20 protein-coding genes are annotated in these 19,643 nt (G+C 67.0%); 14 read left to right on the top strand and 6 right to left on the bottom strand.

The features are described 5' to 3' along the window. Positions 1 to 32: 32 nt before the first annotated feature. Positions 33 to 1,136, bottom strand: a complete 1,104-nt coding sequence (locus HCU76_RS15660) for a mandelate racemase/muconate lactonizing enzyme family protein (RefSeq protein WP_218509893.1) — start codon at positions 1,134 to 1,136, stop codon at positions 33 to 35. A gap of 196 nt (positions 1,137 to 1,332) precedes the next feature. Between HCU76_RS15660 and HCU76_RS15665 the strand changes: the two genes are divergently transcribed. From HCU76_RS15665 to HCU76_RS15695, 7 genes are all read left to right on the top strand, one after another. After that, positions 1,333 to 2,337, top strand: coding sequence for a GntR family transcriptional regulator (locus HCU76_RS15665; protein ID WP_213954475.1), 1,005 nt, complete (start codon positions 1,333 to 1,335; stop codon positions 2,335 to 2,337). 190 nt (positions 2,338 to 2,527) lie between these two features. Continuing rightward, positions 2,528 to 3,721: a beta-ketoacyl-[acyl-carrier-protein] synthase family protein gene (locus HCU76_RS15670; protein WP_218509894.1), complete on the top strand. Its 1,194-nt coding sequence runs from the start codon at positions 2,528 to 2,530 to the stop codon at positions 3,719 to 3,721. Then, complete coding sequence (locus HCU76_RS15675; protein WP_371319835.1) at positions 3,718 to 4,551, top strand: beta-ketoacyl synthase chain length factor; 834 nt, start codon at positions 3,718 to 3,720, stop codon at positions 4,549 to 4,551. Before HCU76_RS15670 ends, HCU76_RS15675 begins: the two co-directional genes overlap by 4 nt. Before the next feature lie 10 nt (positions 4,552 to 4,561). After that, the gene (locus tag HCU76_RS15680; RefSeq protein WP_218509895.1) at positions 4,562 to 6,205 is read left to right on the top strand and encodes an NAD(P)/FAD-dependent oxidoreductase; all 1,644 of its coding nucleotides are present in this window, start codon (positions 4,562 to 4,564) and stop codon (positions 6,203 to 6,205) included. 72 nt (positions 6,206 to 6,277) lie between these two features. Further along, positions 6,278 to 6,991 carry a response regulator gene (locus tag HCU76_RS15685; RefSeq protein WP_218509896.1) on the top strand — a complete coding sequence of 238 codons (714 nt, stop codon included), beginning with the start codon at positions 6,278 to 6,280 and terminating at the stop codon, positions 6,989 to 6,991. Positions 6,992 to 7,016: 25 nt separating this feature from the next. Continuing rightward, positions 7,017 to 8,201: an ATP-binding protein gene (locus HCU76_RS15690; RefSeq protein WP_213954479.1), complete on the top strand. Its 1,185-nt coding sequence runs from the start codon at positions 7,017 to 7,019 to the stop codon at positions 8,199 to 8,201. Positions 8,202 to 8,246: 45 nt separating this feature from the next. After that, entirely contained in the window at positions 8,247 to 9,515 is a 1,269-nt protein-coding gene (locus HCU76_RS15695; RefSeq protein WP_218509897.1) for an O-antigen ligase, read from the top strand. Between the two features lie 29 nt (positions 9,516 to 9,544). Here HCU76_RS15695 and bla read toward each other — a convergent pair whose 3' ends face one another. The 3 genes from bla to HCU76_RS15710 are packed head-to-tail and all read right to left on the bottom strand — an operon-like array spanning position 9,545 to position 11,567. Beyond that, the gene (gene bla, locus HCU76_RS15700) at positions 9,545 to 10,402 is read right to left on the bottom strand and encodes a class A beta-lactamase (protein WP_213954481.1); all 858 of its coding nucleotides are present in this window, start codon (positions 10,400 to 10,402) and stop codon (positions 9,545 to 9,547) included. Then, on the bottom strand, positions 10,399 to 10,614 hold the full coding sequence (locus tag HCU76_RS15705; RefSeq protein ID WP_213954482.1) for a zinc-finger domain-containing protein: 216 nt from the start codon (positions 10,612 to 10,614) through the stop codon (positions 10,399 to 10,401). The genes bla and HCU76_RS15705 overlap by 4 nt, the downstream gene beginning before the upstream one ends. Before the next feature lie 5 nt (positions 10,615 to 10,619). After that, positions 10,620 to 11,567, bottom strand: a complete 948-nt coding sequence (locus HCU76_RS15710) for a branched-chain amino acid transaminase (RefSeq protein ID WP_213954483.1) — start codon at positions 11,565 to 11,567, stop codon at positions 10,620 to 10,622. 193 nt (positions 11,568 to 11,760) lie between these two features. Here HCU76_RS15710 and HCU76_RS15715 point away from each other — a divergent pair, with 193 nt between their 5' ends. Further along, positions 11,761 to 12,732 (top strand): recombination-associated protein RdgC, encoded by a 972-nt coding sequence (locus HCU76_RS15715; protein ID WP_213954484.1) that lies wholly within the window; start codon positions 11,761 to 11,763, stop codon positions 12,730 to 12,732. 33 nt (positions 12,733 to 12,765) lie between these two features. Here the strand turns inward: HCU76_RS15715 and HCU76_RS15720 are convergent, their stop codons facing one another. Beyond that, positions 12,766 to 13,200, bottom strand: coding sequence for a glycerate kinase (locus HCU76_RS15720; protein WP_213954485.1), 435 nt, complete (start codon positions 13,198 to 13,200; stop codon positions 12,766 to 12,768). Positions 13,201 to 13,337: 137 nt separating this feature from the next. On the opposite strand from HCU76_RS15720, the gene HCU76_RS15725 reads away from it, so the two are divergent. Further along, complete coding sequence (locus HCU76_RS15725) at positions 13,338 to 13,826, top strand: hypothetical protein (RefSeq protein ID WP_213954486.1); 489 nt, start codon at positions 13,338 to 13,340, stop codon at positions 13,824 to 13,826. Positions 13,827 to 13,886: 60 nt separating this feature from the next. On the opposite strand, the gene radA is transcribed toward HCU76_RS15725, so the two are convergent. Beyond that, positions 13,887 to 15,278, bottom strand: coding sequence for a DNA repair protein RadA (gene radA / locus HCU76_RS15730; RefSeq protein WP_213954487.1), 1,392 nt, complete (start codon positions 15,276 to 15,278; stop codon positions 13,887 to 13,889). A 118-nt stretch (positions 15,279 to 15,396) separates the two neighbouring features. Between radA and hpaR the strand changes: the two genes are divergently transcribed. The 5 genes from hpaR to HCU76_RS15755 are packed head-to-tail and all read left to right on the top strand — an operon-like array spanning position 15,397 to position 19,643. After that, positions 15,397 to 15,834, top strand: coding sequence for a homoprotocatechuate degradation operon regulator HpaR (hpaR, locus tag HCU76_RS15735; RefSeq protein WP_213954488.1), 438 nt, complete (start codon positions 15,397 to 15,399; stop codon positions 15,832 to 15,834). Positions 15,835 to 15,863: 29 nt separating this feature from the next. Beyond that, on the top strand, positions 15,864 to 16,466 hold the full coding sequence (locus HCU76_RS15740; RefSeq protein ID WP_218509936.1) for a fumarylacetoacetate hydrolase family protein: 603 nt from the start codon (positions 15,864 to 15,866) through the stop codon (positions 16,464 to 16,466). Continuing rightward, a complete protein-coding gene (locus HCU76_RS15745; protein WP_218509898.1) occupies positions 16,463 to 17,218 on the top strand; it encodes a fumarylacetoacetate hydrolase family protein in 756 nt (251 codons plus the stop codon). Before HCU76_RS15740 ends, HCU76_RS15745 begins: the two co-directional genes overlap by 4 nt. Beyond that, positions 17,215 to 18,675 carry a 5-carboxymethyl-2-hydroxymuconate semialdehyde dehydrogenase gene (hpaE, locus tag HCU76_RS15750; protein ID WP_218509899.1) on the top strand — a complete coding sequence of 487 codons (1,461 nt, stop codon included), beginning with the start codon at positions 17,215 to 17,217 and terminating at the stop codon, positions 18,673 to 18,675. Before HCU76_RS15745 ends, hpaE begins: the two co-directional genes overlap by 4 nt. Next, complete coding sequence (locus tag HCU76_RS15755; protein ID WP_218509900.1) at positions 18,672 to 19,643, top strand: tripartite tricarboxylate transporter substrate binding protein; 972 nt, start codon at positions 18,672 to 18,674, stop codon at positions 19,641 to 19,643. Before hpaE ends, HCU76_RS15755 begins: the two co-directional genes overlap by 4 nt.

The following is a 19,643-nucleotide window of genomic DNA, read 5'->3' on the forward strand; positions in this document are numbered from 1 at the left end:
GCCGTCGATCCGCAGTAGAAAGATTCGACCCTTCAGCTGTGCAGCTTGCGGTGGACGGTGTGGTCCTGCAGCTTGTCCCAGTCCCAGTCGATGCCCAGTCCAGGCTCGCTGGACGGAATCGCCTGCCCGTTCTCCACGCGCATCCCGGTGTGCGTGACCAGGTCCAGTTGCGGGATGAACTCCAGCCAGCGGCTGTTGGGCACGGCGCAGCACAGCGCCACGTGGATCTCCATCAGGAAGTGCGGGCACACCGGCACGTTGAAGGCCTCGGCCATGTGCGCCACCTTGAGCCACGGCGTGATGCCGCCGATGCGGCCGACGTCGGTCTGCACGATGGAGCAGGCGCCGCTTTGCAGGTAGTCCTTGAACTGCGACAGGCTGTACATCGATTCGCCCACCGCGATCGGCACCGTGGTCGAGGCGCACAGGCGCTGGTGCGCCAGCACGTCGTCGGCGTGGATCGGCTCCTCGAACCAGGCGATGTCGTAGGGCTCGAAGCAGCGCGCGCGGCGGATCGCCTCGTCCAGGCTCAGGCCCTGGTTGGCGTCGGTCATCACGTCCCAGTCGTTGCCGACGGCCTCGCGCACGGCGGCGATGCGGCGCACGTCCTCGCCCACATGCGGCTTGCCGACCTTGAGCTTGGTGCCGCCGAAGCCGGCTTCCTTGGCCTTGAGCGCCTCTTCCACCAGTTGCGCCTGCTCGATGTGCAGCCAGCCGCCTTCGGTGTAGTACAGCGGAATGTTGTCCTTGGCGCCGCCCGCGACGATGTGCAGCGGCAGCTTGGCCTTGCGGCCGCGCAGGTCCCACAGCGCCGTGTCGATGGCCGCCATGGCGATCGAGGTGATCGCGCCCACGGTGGTGGCGTGCACGCGATAGAACATGTCGCGCCAGATCTTCTCGACCTCTCCGGCTTCGCGGCCGAGGAGCATCGGCGCCAGATGGTCGTCGATCAGCTTGATGACCGACGAGCCGCCGGTGCCGATGGTGTAGCTGTAGCCGGTGCCCACCACGCCGTCCGCGTCGCGGATGCGCACCATCGGCGTCTCCTGGCATTCGAAGCTCTGGACGGCATCGGTGCGGACGACCTTGGGCTTCAGGTCGACCTTGAGCACCTCGATGGAAACGATCTTGGCCATGGAGACGGTCCTTTGCGGAATGAATTCTGGAGTAAACGTACTTTACATGCCATGTACGTTTACATCAACGCTTCATGAGCCAGAGTTATCCTCTGTACAAAGTCAAGAGACCAGCGTATATATTGGATTCAGCGTGCAAGATACAAAACCAAGCCCCTCCCTTCGACGGACTTCGCTCGCACCGCGGCGTGCCCCCGTGACGCCACCCGAAAGTTCGTCCGCTCCGCTGCTGGCAGACACCGTCTACCGCGTGCTGCGCCGGCACATCGAGGAGCGCCGCCTGCCCGAGGGCCTGGTGCTGGGCGAGGCCAACATCGCCAAGGAGCTCTCGGTGAGCCGCACGCCGGCGCGCGCAGCCTTGCAACGGCTGGCTGACGATGGCCTGTTGGTGGCGCATGACGGCCGCGGCCTGTTGGTGCGCTACGACGCGCCGTCGCCCGAGGCGCTGCGCATGGACTTGCGCGAAGCCGGGCTCAGCCTGGTCACGGCCGACGAAGACCACCTCGACTCATCGACCACGGCAGACCGCATCTATCCGAGCGTCGAGAAGGCGATCGCATCCTGCATGGCCTTCGGCCGCTTCTGGGTCAACCAGACCGCCCTGGCCAACCATTTCGGCATCAGCCGCACGGTGGCGCACGACGTGCTCACGCGGCTGGAGAAGGTGGGCGTGGTGTCGCGCGACCGCAATGCCCGCTGGTATGTCGAGCCGCTGACCCCAACCAAGGCGCAGGAGCACTACACCTTGCGCGCACTGCTCGAACCCGAGGCCCTGCTGCTGGCGTATCCACGCATGGGCAAGGCCCGCATCGAGGAATGCTGGCAACGGCTCATCGCCTCCATCCAGGCGCCGGCCACGCTCGACGCCGCCGGCTTCGACCACATCGAGCGCGACCTCCACGTCGACCTGATCCACCTTTGTCCGAACGCCCAGATGGTCAAGGTGATCCAGGAAAGCCAGATGCCGCTGATCGCCACGCACTACACGATCGAGCGCTACGGCGATTCGGAGCAGATCGGCCAGTCGATGCTGCAGCATCTGTCGGTGCTGACGCCCCTGATGGAGCAGAACCCCCAGCGCGCGGCTGAGGCGCTGCGCTACCACCTGCAACAGGCCGCCGAGGTGACGATCCCGCGAATCGCCAACCTGCCCGCCTTGCGGCCGGACCAATACCCGGGCTACCTCTCCCCCGCAGCCTGAAACCCACCTCCGAACGCGCCTTCGCCGCGCTCGCACTGGTTTCATGCGCCTCGGAAGAGGCTCGGCATCATGGCGCACTGATCGGGAGCCCGGGGCCTTGGGTATGGCAAAACACCCACGCAGAAAGCCTTCGTGAACTGGTACCCTTTCGGGCTACCTCCCTCCGGCTTTCCCCTTTACCTCCTACCTCGTGCCCTCCAGGATCCCGCCACTTCACATCAGCGCCTTCACCGCCACCTCGGCGCTCGGCGTCGGCAAGGCGCCGCTGCTCGCCGCGCTCGAACAAGAGCGCAGCGGCCTGCGCGCCAATGACTTCGGCGATGCCCCGCTGCCCACATGGATCGGCCGCGTCGACGGCCTCGAAGACATCCGCCTGCCCGAGCCGCTCGCGGCCTGGGACTGCCGCAACAACCGGCTGGCCTGGCTCGGCCTGCATGCCGATGGCTTCATGGAGGCAGTGGCCGCCGCGCGCGCGCGTCATGGCGCGGCGCGCATCGCGCTGATCCTCGGCACCTCGACCTCGAGCATCGGCGAAACCGAGTTCGCGTACACCCAGCTGACCGCAGACCGCCAGTTCCCACCCGAGCAGCGCCGCGCCGCCGTGCACACGCCGCATTCGCTGGCGATGTTCGTGCAACAGGTGCTGCAACTCGAAGGTCCTTGCGAAACCATCTCGACCGCCTGTTCGTCCAGCGCCAAGGTGTTCGCCTCCGCGGAACGCCTGATCCGCCTGGGCCTGGTCGATGCGGCCGTGGTCGGCGGTGTCGACACGCTCTGCGGCAGCGTGCTGTTCGGCTTCAACTCGCTTGAACTCGTGTCGCCGCAGCCCTGCCGTCCCTTCGACGCCGCGCGAAACGGCATCAGCCTCGGCGAAGGAGCGGGCTTCGCGCTGCTGGAGCGCGGGCCGGGCGCGCTCGAATTGCGCGGCTATGGCGAATCGAGCGATGCGCACCACATGTCGACGCCGCATCCCGAAGGGCTCGGCGCCGAACATGCGCTTGACGACGCACTGGCACGCGCCGGCGTCGGCACCGACGCCATCGACTACATCAACATGCACGGCACGGCCAGCATGAAGAACGACGAGGTCGAGGGCGCGCTGGTGTCGCGGCGCTTTCCGGCGAGCGCCCATGCCAGCTCGACCAAGGGCTTCACGGGCCACACGCTCGGCGCCGCCGGCATCGTGGAAGCGGTCATCAGCCTGCTGGCCATCGAGACCGGCCTGAAGCCCGGTACCGTCAACTGCAAGGAACTGGGCACCGGCTTCGGTCCGCAGATCAAGCGCGGGCCTGAGCGCGGCGACGTCCGGTATGCGCTCTCCAACTCCTTCGGCTTCGGCGGCAACAACTGCGCGCTGATCTTCGGCAAGGGAGTGGCAGCGTGAGCGAGTCCATGAACGGCACGACGGCCAACACGCCGCCCACCCTCTACATCGAAGGCCCGGCTTTCTGGGCGCCTACCCTGCCCGGCTGGGATCTGGCGCGCGCCGCCTTCCGCGAGGAAGGGGCGCTGACGGATCCGCCAGCGAAGCGGCCGTCGCCGCAAATGCTGGCACCCGCCGAACGCCGCCGCGCGCCCGACACCGTGGCGCTCGCGCTCGAAGTCGCGACCGCTGCAGTCGCCGCCTCCGGCCGCGACGCGAAAGCGCTGCCCTGCGTCTTCGCCTCCGCGCATGGCGACCTCGGCATCAACGACTACATGTGCAGCACGCTCGCCACCGATCCGTCGGTGCTGTCGCCCACCAAGTTCCACAACTCGGTGCACAACGCCGCCGTCGGCTACTGGAGCATCGGCACCGGCTGCATGGCGGCCAGCAATTCGGTGAGCGCCTTCGAAACCAGCTTCGCCGCCGCGCTGCTCGAAACCGCCACCCAATGCGCGGCGGATCAGCAAGCCATCCTGCTGGTCGGCTTCGACGTGCCGGCCGTCGGCCCGCTGGCTTCGGTCACCACCAGCCGGGGGCTGATGGCAACGGCATTCGTGGTGTCGCCAGTGCGCACCGAGCGCGCGGTGGCTTCGTTCGACTGGTCGCTGGAGCCCGGCCTCTCGCAGGTGCCCGCGCTGCATTCGCCTGCCGCGAAAGTCCTGGACACCAACTCCATCGCCGACGCGCTCCCGGTGTTCGAGGCGCTGGCGCGCGGCAGCACTGGCCCGCTTCGACTGCCGCTGGCGCCGACGATGTCGCTGCGCCTGCTGCTTCATCCCCTGGACTGAGACACACCCCATGACCCCAGGCGCCCACCCGATACACGACGTCGTGATCATGGGCGGCGGCCTGGCAGGCCTCACGCTGGCCTTGCAACTCAAGAGCCGCTTCGAGGACCTCGACGTACTGGTGCTGGAGCGGCGCAGCCATCCGGTGCCGCTCGCGGCGCACAAGGTGGGCGAATCGTCGGTCGAGATCGGCGCGCACTACTTCGACACGGTGCTGGGCCTCAAGCCCCACATGCAGCAAGTGCAGTTGCGCAAGTTCGGCTTCCGCTTCTTCTTCAGCGAGGGCCGCCGCGACATCGACCGCGTGACCGAGATCGGCGCCAGCCGCTTCCTCTCGGTGCCGAGCTACCAGATCGACCGCGGCATCTTCGAGAACTACCTGGCGGAGGAGGCCGCGCGCCGCGGCGTGCGCTTCGTCGACGGCGCCGTGGTCGGCGGCGTCGACCTGGGCGGCAGCGACGATGCGCCACACCGCCTGCACTGGACTGTCGACGGCGTGACCTACGTCGCGCGCACGCGCTGGCTGGTCGACGCCTGCGGACGCGCCGGCCTGCTCAAGCGCAAGCTCGGGCTCGCGCGGCCCAACGCGCACGACGCCAATGCCGTGTGGTTCCGCATCAGCGAGCGCATCCATATCGACGAGTGGAGCGACGACCCCGCATGGCGCGCGCGCTGCGACCCGCAAGCGCGCTGGCTGTCGACCAATCACCTGGTCGGCGCGGGCTACTGGGTGTGGCTGATTCCGCTGGCCTCGGGCTCGCACTCGGTCGGCATCGTGGCCGATCCGAAGCTGCATCCGCTCGACACCATGAACACCTTCGACAAGGCGATGGACTGGTTCAGGACCTGGCAGCCGCGCCTGTACGACGAGCTCGACGGCAAGCGCGACAAGCTGCAGGACTTCATGTTCTTCCGCAAGTTCTCCTACGGCTGCAAGCAGGTGTTCTCTGCGCAGCGCTGGGCCCTGACCGGCGAGGCGGGCCTGTTCCTCGATCCGTTCTATTCGCCCGGCAGCGACTTCATCGCGCTCAGCAACACCTACATCGTCGACCTCGTCGCACGCGACCGCGCCGGACTGCGGCTGCAGGCGCGGGCGCAGCTCTACGACCAGATCTACCACTCGTTCTACGAAAGCACCCTCACGCTCTACCAGGACCAGTACCCGCTGTTCGGCGACCCCGAGGTGCTGCCGGTCAAGGTGATCTGGGACTACACCTACTACTGGGGCGTGTTGTCGCAGATGTTCTTCCAGCAGAAGCTGACGCACCTCGCCCTGCTCGGCGAACTCCGGGAGGACCTGGTGCACTGCCAGCGGCTCAATGTCGCCATGCAGGCCTTCCTGCGCAACTGGTCGGACGTGAGCGAGAAGCGCAACGCCGCCGTGATGCTCGACCAGGCCGCGCTGCCCTGGTTCGCCGAACTCAACCGCAGCCTGAACGACAAGCTCGACGACGACGGCTTCCGCGAGCGCGTGCGCGCCTCGACGGCGTTGCTGCATGCGTTGGCGCGCGAGATCGTCGAGCGCGCCGTACAGGCCCATCCCCGCCTCGACAGCGGCGCGCTCGGCCGCCTGCTGGACGAAAGAAAGGCCGGCGCACCGGACGAAGCTGCGCGGCCCGCCATGCTGTTCCTCGCCGATTCCGCAGTGGGTTAGCCTCGCGTTTCGGTTTACGCAACTTTACCCAGCCTACAAGCCCGCTTGGCCGGGCTGCACCACGATCCTTCCATGAGCAATCCGCAACTCCTGATGATCGAAGACGACGCCCGGCTGGCGCAGATGGTGAGCGAATACCTCACCCAGTCCGGCTTCGGCGTCGACCACGCGCTGGACGGCATCACCGGCATGGACCTATTGCAGCAGCATGCGCCCGACCTCGTCATCCTCGACCTGATGCTGCCCGACATCGACGGCCTCGAGGTGTGCTGCCGCATCCGTTCGCTGCCGGGCCCGCTGTCGAAGGTGGCGGTGCTGATGCTCACCGCCAAGGGCGACCCGATGGACCGCATCATCGGCCTGGAGATCGGCGCCGACGACTACCTGCCCAAGCCCTTCGAGCCACGCGAGCTGCTGGCCCGGATTCGCGCGGTGCTGCGCCGCCGCAGCGAGCCCGGCGCCGCCAGCGCGGCCGCCACGGTGATGCGCTTCGGCACGCTGGAGATCGACCGCAACGCGCGCACCGTCACCGTGGGCGGCGCGCTGGCCGACCTCACCTCCTACCAGTTCGACCTGCTGGCCGCGATGGCCGAGCGCGCCGGCCGCGTGCTCACGCGCGACCAGATCATGGAAGCCGTGCGCGGCCGTGAACTCGAAGCCTTCGACCGTTCCATCGACGTGCACATGGGCCGCATCCGCGCGGCGATCGAGGTCGACGCGAAGAACCCGAAGCGCATCCTCACGGTTCGCGGCGTCGGCTACGTTTTCGCCAAGCAGCAAGACTAGGCCTGTCCGAGCCCTGGAAGTCCCGGTGATCAACCTCTATTCCCGCCACCTCTACGTCCGCATCTGGCTGGCGGTGGTGGCGGGCGTGGTCATCCTCACGCTCACTGCGAGCTGGATGGTGCGCTGGGCGGCGGACAACGAGCGCGAGCGCCTTTCGACGCTGCCGCGCACGGTGATCGTGCGCGATGCGGACGATCGCATCATCGGCACCGGCCAGGCCACGCGCGTGCCCGGCCAGGGCATGGAGTTCGACCTGACCCTGAGCGACGGCCGCGCGCTCACGCTGCAGATGCCGCCGCGCGACCAGAACCCCGGCCCGGCCGGCCGTGCGCCGCCGCCACCATGGCGCACGCCGTTCGGCTTCACCTGGATGATCGTGCTGGTCGGGCTGGCCGTGGCGTTGGGCGTGTACCCGATCGTGCGACGCCTGACGCAACGGCTGGAGACGCTGCAGCGCGGCGTGCAGCGCTGGGGCGAAGGCGACCTGTCGGTGCGCGTGCCCGAACAGGGCCAGGACGAAGTCGCCGACCTGTCGAAGAACTTCAACGCGGCGGCGGCCCGTGTCGAGACGCTGGTGCGCTCGCACAAGTCGCTGCTGGCCAATGCCTCGCACGAATTGCGCTCCCCGCTGACGCGCATCCGCATGGGCCTGGAACTCGGTGCCGCCAACGGCGCGGCGAAAGAAGAGATCTCCCGCAACATCGCCGAGCTCGACCAGCTCATCGACGAGATCCTGCTGGCCAGCCGGCTCGACGCGCACGAAGCCGACATCGGCACCGTCGAGTCGGTCGACCTCACCGGCTTGGCGGCAGAGGAATGCGCGCGCGTCGGCGCCGAACTCGACCTGGCCGACGGCACCAGCAGCAACAGCCTCAACGTGCCCGGCGTGCCGCGCCTGCTGCGCCGTGCCGTGCGCAACCTGCTGGAGAATGCGCGCCGCTACGGCGCCGGCGAGATCAGCGTCGAGTTGAAGACCGATGCGCGCAACGCCGAAGTGCGCGTGGGCGACCGCGGCCCGGGCGTGCCTGCGGCACTGCGCGAACGCATCTTCGAGCCCTTCTACCGGCTGCCCGGCGCGAGCGAACGCAACGGCGGCGTCGGACTGGGGCTGGCGCTGGTGAAATCGATCGTCGAGCGGCACGGCGGCAGCGTGCGTTGCGAGTCGCGGGTTGGCGGCGGCGCCAGCTTCGTGATCGCATTGCCCCGATAGGTGACAGGCGTACGCGCGTCGGGCCGAGTCCTAGAATCGCGCCCCATGCTCAGGACACGACTTGTCCGCTACACGGCGGCCTTCTGGGGATTCGTGGTCTACATGCCGGTGGGCGTGAACTACGGCGCCACGGTTTTTCTTTTTCTCGCGATGCTGCTCGGCGGCAGCTTGCGCGAGCGCGGGGCCCGGCTGCGCGCCAGCCCGATGTGGTGGCCGATCGTCATCTACCTGGCCTGGACGCTGGTGGTGCTCGCCGTCGGCCAGCACTATCCGGAGACCGCCGAGAACCTGTTCCATGGCATCCGCATCGCCTCCACCATGTTGCTGGCGATGGCCCTCACGCGCGTGGAAGCGGTGTGGGCGCTGCGCGGCTTCCTGCTGGTGTCGATGATCAACCTGGTGCTCATCGTGCTGAACGAGGCCCACGTCCTGCCCGACCAGCAGATCTGGCGCGCCGTCGTCTCCCTGCAGGGCAACAAGTCGATCAACGACGCGCTGCTGTTCACCGTGCTGGGCGCATCGACCGCCGTGCTCGGCCTCGTGCACCTGGCCGATGCGCGACGCTGGCACTGGGCCGGCCCGGCCTTCGTCTTCACCGTGCTGATGGCGCTGATCGTGACGCTGGTCCTGCCTTCGCGCACCTCGCTGGTGGCGATGCTGGTGTGCGTGGTCGCGGCCTGCGTGCACCAATGGCGCAGCCATCCGCGCCTGCTGGCCGGCGCGTTGGCTGCGGTGTTCGTGGTGGCAGGCTTGCTGGTCTGGCAGGCGCCGGCTGCGATGAAGGAAAAATTCGAGCTCGGCCTGCACGAAGTCGAGCAGGCGCAGGCCGGTGAAGTGTCGGAGGCCAGCATGATCACGCGCTACATCATGTACCGCGAGACCACCGCGATGATGCTGGAGAAGCCGGTCATCGGCCTGGGCATCGGCGCCTGGACGAGCGAGTGGAAGAAGCGTGGTCCGAAAGTGCTCGACTACAAGAACATGCCGCACAACGACTACCTCTGGATGGGCTCGCAGGGCGGCATCCCGGGCTTCCTGTCCTTGCTGTTCATCATGGTTGCCGGCGTGTGGGTTTGCTGGCGCCGCCCCGACCTGACCGGGCGGCTGGGCTTCGTCGCGATGCTGACCCTGCTGATCGCCGCGAGCCTCAATTCCGCCTTGCGCGACGCGCAGATCGGCCTGTGCCTGCCGTGGATCTGCTTCCTCTACCTGCGGCTGGCCGAGGAAAGCGGCAGCCCGTGGCGCGAGGTGCTGCCGCAGCGCCTGTCAGGCGTGTTCGTCAGCGCGGACGGCAGTCCCACGCATTCGCTCTGAAATCAAGCCCGCCCCGATGCGATTCGACTTCAGGCCGTGAGCGTGCGAACCGCGATGCGGGCCGCAGAGGCCACCACCTCGTTCCGGGTGGTCGCGTCCTTGCGGTCCTGCGTGTAGTAGATCGCCAGCACCAGCGGCGCGCGGTTGCCCGGCCAGACCACACCGAGGTCGTTCGTGGTGCCGTAGTCGCCGGAGCCGGTCTTGTCGGCCACCGTCCAGTTGCCGGTCGCGGCGCGGATGCGCTGGCCGCCCGTGGTGTTGTCGCGCATCCAGGCCTCCAGCTGGCTGCGTTGCGCCTGCGGCAGGCCGTTGTCGAGCACCAGGCGCTGCAGGTTGCGCGCCATGTCGCCGGGCGTGCAGGTGTCGCGCGGATCGCCGGGCACGGCGGTGTTCAGCGCGGTCTCCCAGCGGTCCATGCGGAAGGTCTCGTCGCCAAGGGTCCGCGCGAACGCCGTCACCGCCTCCAGCCCACCCGCCTGGCGCGCCAGCAGGTTGCCCGCAGTGTTGTCGCTGTACTGGAGTGCGGCGGCGCACAGTTCCCCGAGGGTCATGCCGTCGCCGACATGCTTTTCGGTGATGGGCGAATAGCTGACCAGGTCCAATCGCGCAAAGCGCACGCGGCGCTGCAGCAGGCCGGGTTCGGTCACGCTCTGCCGCAGCACGGCAGAGGCGGCAAGCACCTTGAAGGTGCTGCAGAAGGCGAAGCGCTCGTCGGCCCGATGCTGGATGCGACGCCCGGTGCCGGTGTCGATGCCCATGACGCCGAGGCGCCCGCCGACATCGCTTTCCAGCTTGTCCAGTGCTGCCTGCGGCGCGTCGAACACGGCGCACGCACTCAGCACGGGCGCAGACAGGGCGCCGAGCAGCAACGTGCGCCGCGCGGTCAATGCCGGTGCCCGGCGGTCTCGCCGGCCTTCAGACGATAGACCGTGCCGCAGTACGGGCACTTGGCCTCGCCGGTGCGGGCCACGTCGAGGTAGACCTTCGGATGGTTGTTCCAGATCGGCATGTCGGCCTTGGGGCTCGGGCAGTACACGCCGCCCTGATGGTTCAGTTCCTTGCCGAGCAGTTCGACGACGGCGACGGGAGTGGTGGCCATGGTGTTCAGACTTTCGTGAGCCAGTGGGCGTATTTGGGATTGCGGCCGTTCACGATGTCGAAGAACGCGCTCTGGATCTTCTCGGTGATCGGGCCGCGCGAGCCTTCGCCGATCTCGATGCGGTCAAGTTCGCGGATCGGCGTGACTTCGGCGGCGGTGCCGGTGAAGAAGGCTTCGTCGGCGATGTAGACCTCGTCGCGCGTGATGCGCTTCTGGATCACCTCGAGGCCGAGGTCCTTGGCAATGTGCAGGATGGTGTTGCGCGTGATGCCGTTGAGCGCACCGGCCGACAGGTCCGGCGTGTAGATCACGCCGCCCTTGACCACGAAGATATTTTCGCCCGCACCCTCGGAGACGAAGCCGCTCGCGTCCAGCAGCAGCGCTTCGTCGTAGCCGTCGTCCAGCGCTTCCATGTTGGCCAGGATCGAGTTGCTGTAGTTGCTGACCGCCTTGGCCTGCGTCATCGTGATGTTGACGTGGTGGCGGGTGTAGCTGGAGGTCTTGACGCGGATGCCGCGCTTCATGCCTTCTTCGCCGAGGTAGGCACCCCAGGCCCAGGCCGCGACCATCAGGTGGATCTGGTTGCCCTTGGGGCTGACGCCGAGCTTCTGCGAGCCGATCCAGGTGAGCGGGCGCAGGTAGCAGCTTGCCAGCTTGTTCTCGCGCACCACCGTCTTTTGCGCCTCGTTCACTTCTTCCTTGCTGAATGGGATCTTCATGCGCAGGATCTTGGCGCTGTTGAAGAGGCGCTCGGTGTGCTCCTCCAGACGAAAGATGGCTGTGCCGTCGACCGTGTCGTAGGCACGCACACCCTCGAATGCACCACATCCGTAATGCAGCGTGTGGGTCAGCACGTGGATCTTGGCATCGCGCCAGTCGACCAGTTGGCCGTCCATCCAGATCTTGCCGTCACGGTCGGCCATCGAAGGCGCGGGGGGAACGAGGGCGCTCATTTGTTGTGTCCTTGGGGAGGTTCGCTGAGCCGGCGATTTTAGGCGAGGCCATCGTCTCGCCGCAGTGATGCCTATCGGGGAATTCGCCGGGTGGCGCCCCCGACGACCGGCGGGTTCGGCGCCGCGCGGGCAGCGACAATCCCCCGCTCCGCCAAAAAACCGCTTTTGCCCAACGCTTCAGGAAAGAGTGCCAGTGTCCTTCTTCAAGAACGTCATCGTCTACCGCATCGAATCTTCATGGTCTGCCACGCTCGAGCAGGCCGAACTGGCGCTCGACGCCCATCGTTTCACGCCCTGCGGCGCCACGCAGGAAAAATCCGCCGGCTGGATCGAGCCGCGCGGCCAGGCCAACGGCGCGCTGGTCGAGGCCGTCGGCGGCCACTGGCTGCTCGAGTTCATGATCGAGGCCAAGGCGGTGCCGGCATCGGTCATCCGCCGCAAGGTCGACGAGCGCTGCGCGCAGATCGAGGCCACGACCGGCCGCAAGCCAGGCAAGAAGGAAAAGCGCGATCTCAAGGAAGACATCGCGCATGAACTTCTGCCGATGGCCTTCACGCGCCAGGCCAAGGTCACGGTCTGGATCGACCCGGAGTCGCGCCGGCTGGTGATCAACAGCTCCAACGTTTCGCGCGCCGACGAGGTGGTGACCGCTCTGGTCAACGCCTTCGAAGGCTTTGCCGTGGCGCAGATCTCGACCACCGTGGAGCCGGCCGCGGCCATGTCCAACTGGCTCTCGACGCAGGAGCCGCCGGCCGGCTTCACGATCGACCGCGAGTGCGAGCTCAAGGCCAGCGACGAATCGAAGTCCGTGGTGCGCTATGCCAAGCATGCGCTGGACATCGACGAAGTGCGCCAGCACATCGAACAGGGCAAGCGCCCGACGCGCCTGGCCATGACCTGGGACGACCGCGTGTCCTTCGAACTGACCGAAGGCATGACGCTGCGCAAGATCGTGTTCCTCGAAGGCACCGACAGCACCAGCGCGATCAAGGACGGCAAGGAAGACAACTTCGACGCCGACGCAGCGATTGCCACAGGCGAACTCGGCCAGCTCGTGCCGGACCTGCTGGAAGCGCTCGGCGGGGAGATGGCGCTGGGCGTTGCCGCGCCGGTGGAAAGGGCCGACGCCCCATCCGAAGCGGAAACCGAAGACGCGCCGTTCTGAAAGCCTGAAGCGCCTATCGACTCAAGCTCTGGCCTACGACGCTGGCGGTTGGACTGGCTGCCCCGCGGCAGCATCCACCGCGTCGGGCCGCGTCAGCGACCATTGGCGCAGCTTGCCGTCCATGAACTCGAGATCGACCCATGAGCCGCCGCCATCGGTCCAGCGATAGCGCTCGGGCTGCTCGTCCTTCGGCGATCGCAGTTCACCGAGCGAGCGCGTGAGCGCCATCACGTGCATCAGCGTCACGCCGGGCTTGAGCTTGGCGTTCAGCATCACCGCGCTGTCGACGTAGCCGATCGGACGGTTGGCCGCACGCCGCAACACGGCCATCGTGCGGTTGAAGTGAAGCAGCAGGAACATCACGATCGCGCCCGATACCACGGCCACGCCCTGCCAGCCGTATTGGTTCCACGCAAAAACGAGCAATAACAAGCCGAAGGCCGGCACCAGGTACTTGCGGAAATTCATCAATGGATTGTCGTTGGTAGCCAAGCCTCGCTACCGTTAGGCCCGCGTTTCGATACTTTGCAGGGAAGCGATGCGAGAAGGTACACCGAGGCGGCACATTTCGTTCACGGGCTTGTGCCCGGGCCACCCCGAAGTGTATGAATCGCGTCTTCTCCGCCCGTGTTTCCACTGTTCTCCTGTCCGTTGCCACCGCGGTCGCCGCAGCGACCTTGAGCGGCTGCTACGTGGTGCCGATGGCGCCGCCCGCGCAAGTCGGGCCGCCGCAGCAAGCCATTGCGCTGTCACCCGTGCCGCCGGCGCCGCCCGCGCCGCCCGCACCGACCAGCCAGAGCTTCCCCGCACGGCTCTACCCGAGCAATGCCGAAGCGGCCCGCTACGGCGCGGTGACCGGCGTCGTGACGAGCGATCTGAACGGCCGCGGCCATTTCAGCGCAGTGATCGGTGGAGAACAGTTCCAGGGAGAAGCCACGCGCACTGCGGGTTCGCAACGCAACGGCATTGCCAATGCCGCCGGTGCGAAAGGCGGGATCTTGAGTTGCCGGTACACGATGAACTCGACGACGCTGGGCGCAGGCAACTGCACGCTCAACGGCGGACCAGAGTTCACGATGCATATCGGCGGATAGGGAGGTCTGCCCGGATTCGCGATCGTCCCCCTCGCGGTCCGGGCGTTTTTTGACCCCCCGCTATTGCAACTGACGAACCACGTCCATCGCTTCCTCGATGCGCTCCACGGCGTGGATCGTCAAGCCTTCTATCTCCTTCGCGCCCTTCCGGGGCGCGTTGGCCTTGGGGACGACCGCGATGCTGAAGCCGAGCTTGGCGGCCTCGCGCAGACGCTCCTGTCCGCGCGGCGCCGGGCGCACCTCGCCGGCCAGCCCGACTTCACCGAATGCGATGAAGCCCTTGGGCAAGGGCTTGCCGCGCAAGCTCGACGTGATGGCGAGCATCACCGCCAGGTCGGCCGCAGGCTCGGTGATGCGCACGCCGCCGACCGCGTTGACGAACACGTCCTGGTCCATGCAGGCGATGCCCGCGTGACGGTGCAGGACGGCCAGCAACATCGCCAGGCGATCGCGGTCCAGGCCGACGCTGAGCCGCCGCGGACTCGGGCCACCGTCGTCGACCAGCGCCTGGATTTCCACCAGCATCGGACGCGTGCCCTCCAGCGTGACCAGCACCACGCTGCCGGGCACGGGCTCCGCATGCTGGCTCAGGAAGATGGCGCTCGGGTTGGCGACACCCTTCAGGCCGCGCTCGGTCATCGCGAAGACGCCGATCTCGTTGACAGCGCCGAAGCGATTCTTGATGGCGCGCACGAGCCGGAAGCTCGAATGCGTGTCGCCTTCGAAATACAGCACCGTGTCGACCATGTGCTCCAGCACGCGCGGACCGGCCAGCGCGCCTTCCTTGGTGACGTGGCCGACCAGCACCACCGCCGTGCCGCTGGTCTTGGCAAAGCGCGTGAGGTGCGCGGCGCATTCGCGCACCTGGGCGACGGAGCCGGGCGCGGAGGTGAGCTGGTCTGAGTACACCGTCTGGATCGAGTCGATCACCGCGATCGCGGGCCGGTTGGCATCCAGCGTGGCGATGATTTTCTCCAGCTGGATCTCGGCCATCACCTGCACCTGCGAATAGTCGAGGCCGAGCCGCCTGGAGCGCAACGCGACCTGCGCGCCGCTCTCCTCGCCGGTGACGTACATCGCGTTCTGCCCCGCGCGCTGCAATGCGTCGACGGCCTGCAACAGCAAGGTCGACTTGCCGATGCCGGGATCGCCGCCGATCAGCGTGACCCCGCCTGCGACGATGCCGCCGCCGAGCACCCGGTCCAGCTCGTCGATGCCGGTGGGCGTGCGTGCGATGTCGGTCGCCTCGATCTCCGACAGGGTGGCCAGCTCCGACGAGCCGGCCAGCGCCGCGAAGGGCGCGCTGAATCGGTTGTTGCCCGCGCCGCCGCCTTGCACCGCGACCTGTTCGACGAGCGTGTTCCATGCGCCGCAGCTGGGGCACTTGCCCAGCCATTTCGCGCTGGTGCCGCCGCATTCGCCGCAGACGTAGTTTGTTTTTTCCTTAGCCATGGATCGAGTGTAGGCAGCGTTGGAGAGGCACTGGCCGCGCGAACCCGGGTAAACCCCTTCGTAACGGCTTGTGCAGGTACTTGTCAATCATTTAACAAGTTAAATAATGTCGATCCTCATGAGCACCACACCCTTCGTCCATCGCAACCTGCCGCGCCTGCTGCTGCAGGCGCGTGAAGCGGTGATGGCGCACACGCGGCCCAGCCTGCGCGAGCACGACCTGTCGGACCAGCAATGGCGCGTGCTGCGCGTGCTGGGAGAGCACGGCGCCGTCGAAACGGGGCGCGTGGCGCGGGAGGCCTTCATCCTCGGGCCCAGCCTCACCGGCGTGCTGGCGCGCATGGAGCGCGACGAATTGATCCGGCGCAGCCGCGATCCGGAAGATCAGCGCCGCACGTTCATCGAGGCCACGGCCCGGGGCAAGCGGCTGGTGAAGAAGCTGTCCGGCACCATCGAGGCCCACTATGCGTGGCTCGAAGGTTCGTTGGGCAAGGACAAGCTCGGGCAGCTCTACCAGTTGCTCGACGAACTGATTGCATTGGAGCAACCATCGTGAGCAACGAGCGCCCTGTCGCGGCCACCTTCATGCCGGGAGGCACTGTGTACGGCGTGCTGCTCAACTTCCGCGAGGAGGTGGAGGCGTGGGCGCCGCGCATGGGCGAGCCGCCATACAAGGCGCCACCCAAGGCGCCGGTGCTCTACGTCAAGACCGCCAACACGTGGAGCCCGCATGACAGCGCCATTGCGATGCCGGAGGGCGTGGGCGAAGTCGAAGTCGGCGCGACCATCGCCATGGTCATGGGTGAAGGCGGCAAGGTGGCGGGCTACGTGCTCATGAACGACCTGTCACTGCCGCATGCGAGCTTCTTCAGGCCGCCGGTCAAGTTCAAGTGCGTGGACGGCTTCCTGGGCATCGGCCCCGCAATGCGCGTTGGCGGCGATCCGGCGGCCTTCACGCTGGAAGTGCGGATCAACGACGAGCTGCGCCATGCCGCCGACTTCTCCCAGCTCGTTCGCAGTGCTCCCCGGTTGCTGGCCGACGTGAGCGAGTTCATGACCCTGGGTCCAGGCGATGTGCTGATGCTCGGCTGCAATGCCGGACGGCCCCTGGCACGGGCCGGCGACCGCATCGAGATCACTGCGCCCGGCTTCGAGACCTTGATGAACACGCTCGCGGAGGTCGCATGAAGCACGCCCGTGTGCGCTACCAGGGCGCGCTACATGAAGCCATCGAGCGCGACGGCGCTTTGCTGCTCGCGGATGGCCGGGTCGTTGCGTTCGATGCGGTCGAGTGGCTGCCGCCCTTCGCGCCGACGACGCGACCGCGCACCATCCTCGCGCTCGGCCTCAACTATGCCGATCATGCGAAGGAGCTGGAATTCAAGGCCCCGGAAGAACCGCTGGTGTTCGTCAAGGGCGAAGGCGCCTTGATCGGCCATCGGCAATTCACGCGCCGGCCCGCGGGCGTGCAGTTCATGCACTACGAATGCGAACTGGCGATCGTCATCGGCCGCACCGCGAAGAAGGTCCGGCGAGACGACGCATACGACTTCATCGGCGGCTACACCGTCGCCAACGACTATGCGATCCGCGACTACCTCGAGAACTGGTATCGCCCCAACCTGCGCGTGAAGAACCGCGACACCTGCACGCCGATCGGGCCGTGGCTCGTGGATGCACAGGACGTGCCCGACCCGATGGCGCTCGCCTTGCAGACCACCGTCAACGGCAAGGTCACGCAGTCGGGCAACACGCGCGACATGATCTTCGACGCGCCCTTCCTCATCGAATACTTCAGCCATTTCATGACGCTGCAACCGGGCGACCTGATCCTCACCGGCACGCCCGACGGCGTGGTGGATTGCCAGCCGGGCGATGTGGTCGTGACGGAGATCGAACGCATCGGCGCACTCGTCAACACCATCCAGGGAGCTTCATGAAGATCGATCACCTCATCAACGGAAAGCCGGTGGCCGGCAGGGACTACTTCGAGACTGTCAACCCCGCGACGCAGGAAGTGCTGGCCGAGGTCGCGTCCGGCGGCGAGGCGGAAGTCAATGCCGCTGTCGCTGCCGCGAAGGAAGCCTTTCCGAAGTGGGCCGGCATGCCCGCGCCGCAACGCGCGAAGCTGATCCGCAAGCTCGGCGATCTCATTGCGGCCAACGTGCCGGCCATCGCGCATACCGAGACCAACGATTGCGGCCAGGTCATCGCGCAGACAGGCAAGCAACTGGTGCCGCGCGCGGCCGACAACTTCTACTACTTCGCCGAGATGTGCACGCGCGTCGACGGCCACACCTACCCGACCGAGACGCACCTCAACTACACGCTGTTCCATCCCGTCGGCGTGTGCGCGCTGATCTCGCCGTGGAACGTGCCGTTCATGACGGCGACGTGGAAGGTCGCGCCTTGCCTGGCGTTCGGCAACACGGCGGTGTTGAAGATGAGCGAGTTGTCGCCGATGACGGCTGCGCGGCTCGGTGAACTGGCGCTCGAAGCCGGCATTCCGCCGGGCGTGTTGAACCTCGTGCACGGCTACGGCAAGGATGCGGGCGAGCCGCTCGTTGCGCATCCCGATGTGCGCGCGATCTCGTTCACCGGGTCCACGGCCACGGGCAACCGCATCGTGAAGAGCGCGGGCTTGAAGAAGTTCAGCATGGAACTCGGCGGCAAGAGTCCGTTCGTGATCTTCGAGGACGCCAATCTCGACCGCGCGCTCGACGCGGCCGTGTTCATGATCTTCAGCAACAACGGCGAGCGTTGCACTGCGGGCTCGCGCATCCTGGTGCAGAAGTCGATCTATGCGGACTTCGTTTCGAGGTTCGCCGCGCGCGCGAAGCGCATCACGCTGGGCGACCCGCTGGACGAGAAGACCATCGTCGGCCCGATGATCTCGCAGGCCCATCTGGCCAAGGTGCGCAGCTACATCGAGCTGGGACCGAAGGAAGGCGCGACGCTGCTGTGCGGCGGGCTCGATGCACCTGATTTGCCGGAGCGCGTGAGGAAGGGCAACTACGTGATGCCGACCGTGTTCGCCGATGTCGACAACCGCATGAAGATCGCGCAGGACGAGATCTTCGGGCCGGTCGCCTGCCTCATTCCGTTCGATGACGAGGCCGATGCGATACGCCTGGCCAACGATATCCAGTACGGCCTGAGCAGCTACGTGTGGACCGAGAACATCGGCCGCGCGCACCGCGTCGCGGCTGCGGTGGAGGCGGGCATGTGCTTCGTCAACAGCCAGAACGTCAGGGACCTGCGCCAGCCCTTCGGCGGGACCAAGGCCTCGGGCACTGGGCGCGAGGGCGGCAGTTGGAGCTACGAGGTGTTCTGCGAGCCGAAGAACATTGCGGTGTCGATGGGCTCGCATCACATTCCGCATTGGGGCGTGGCATGAATTCGTCACGTCGCCTGTTCCTGCAAGGCAGTGCCACCGCCCTTCTCCGGCCCTTGCATGCACACGCGCAGAGTTGGCCCGGCAAGCCCATCCGCATCGTCGTGCCATTCACGCCGGGCGGCACGACGGACTTCGTCACGCGCCTCGTCGGCGTCGAACTCGCGAAGTCGCTCGGCCAACCCGTGATCGTCGAGAACAAGCCCGGCGCGGGCACCATCATCGGCGTCGATGCGGTCGCGAAGTCCGCGCCGGACGGCTATACCTTCGTTTGCGTGGCCAACAGCTTCGCGACCAACCAGACGCTGGTAAAGAAGCTGCCTTACGACACGCTCAAGGACTTGCGGCCGGTGGCGTTGATGGGCATGTCGGAGCATGTGCTCGCGGCCAATCCGGCGAGCGGCATCAAGACGCTGGCCGACCTGCGCGCGCAAGCGAAGGCCATGCCCGGCACGCTGAGCTTTGCGTCGTTCGGCAATGGCACGTCGGCGCATTTGTCGGGCGAGATGCTCAAGCTGCAGATCGGCCTGGACATCGTGCATGTGCCCTACAAGGGCCAGGGTCCGGCGCTGGCCGACTTGCTGGGTGGTCAGGTCACGGTGATGTTCGGCAACTGGCCGGAGTTCCGCAGCCAGATCGCCGCTGGCAAATTGGTCGCGCTCGGCATGGCCACCGCGAAGCGCTCGCAGTACGCGCCCGAGATTCCGACGCTGGCTGAGCAAGGCGTGCCGATCGAATCCAACTCGTGGAACGGCCTGCTCGCGCCGGCCGGCACACCGGACGCGGTCGTGCAGCGCATGAACGACGAGGTGAACCGCGCGCTTGCCAGCCCGGCGGTCGTCGAGGCCTTCCACAAGGGCGGCATTGCATCGCTGTCAGGCACGCCAGCGGAGTTCGCGGCGTTCGAGCAGCGCGAGATCGCGAAGTACGCGGATGTGATTCGCAAGGCCAACATCGCGTTGGAGGGGTGA

The organism is Variovorax sp. dw_308 (genome assembly GCF_019207085.1).
In the GTDB taxonomy this organism is placed as follows: domain Bacteria; phylum Pseudomonadota; class Gammaproteobacteria; order Burkholderiales; family Burkholderiaceae_C; genus Variovorax.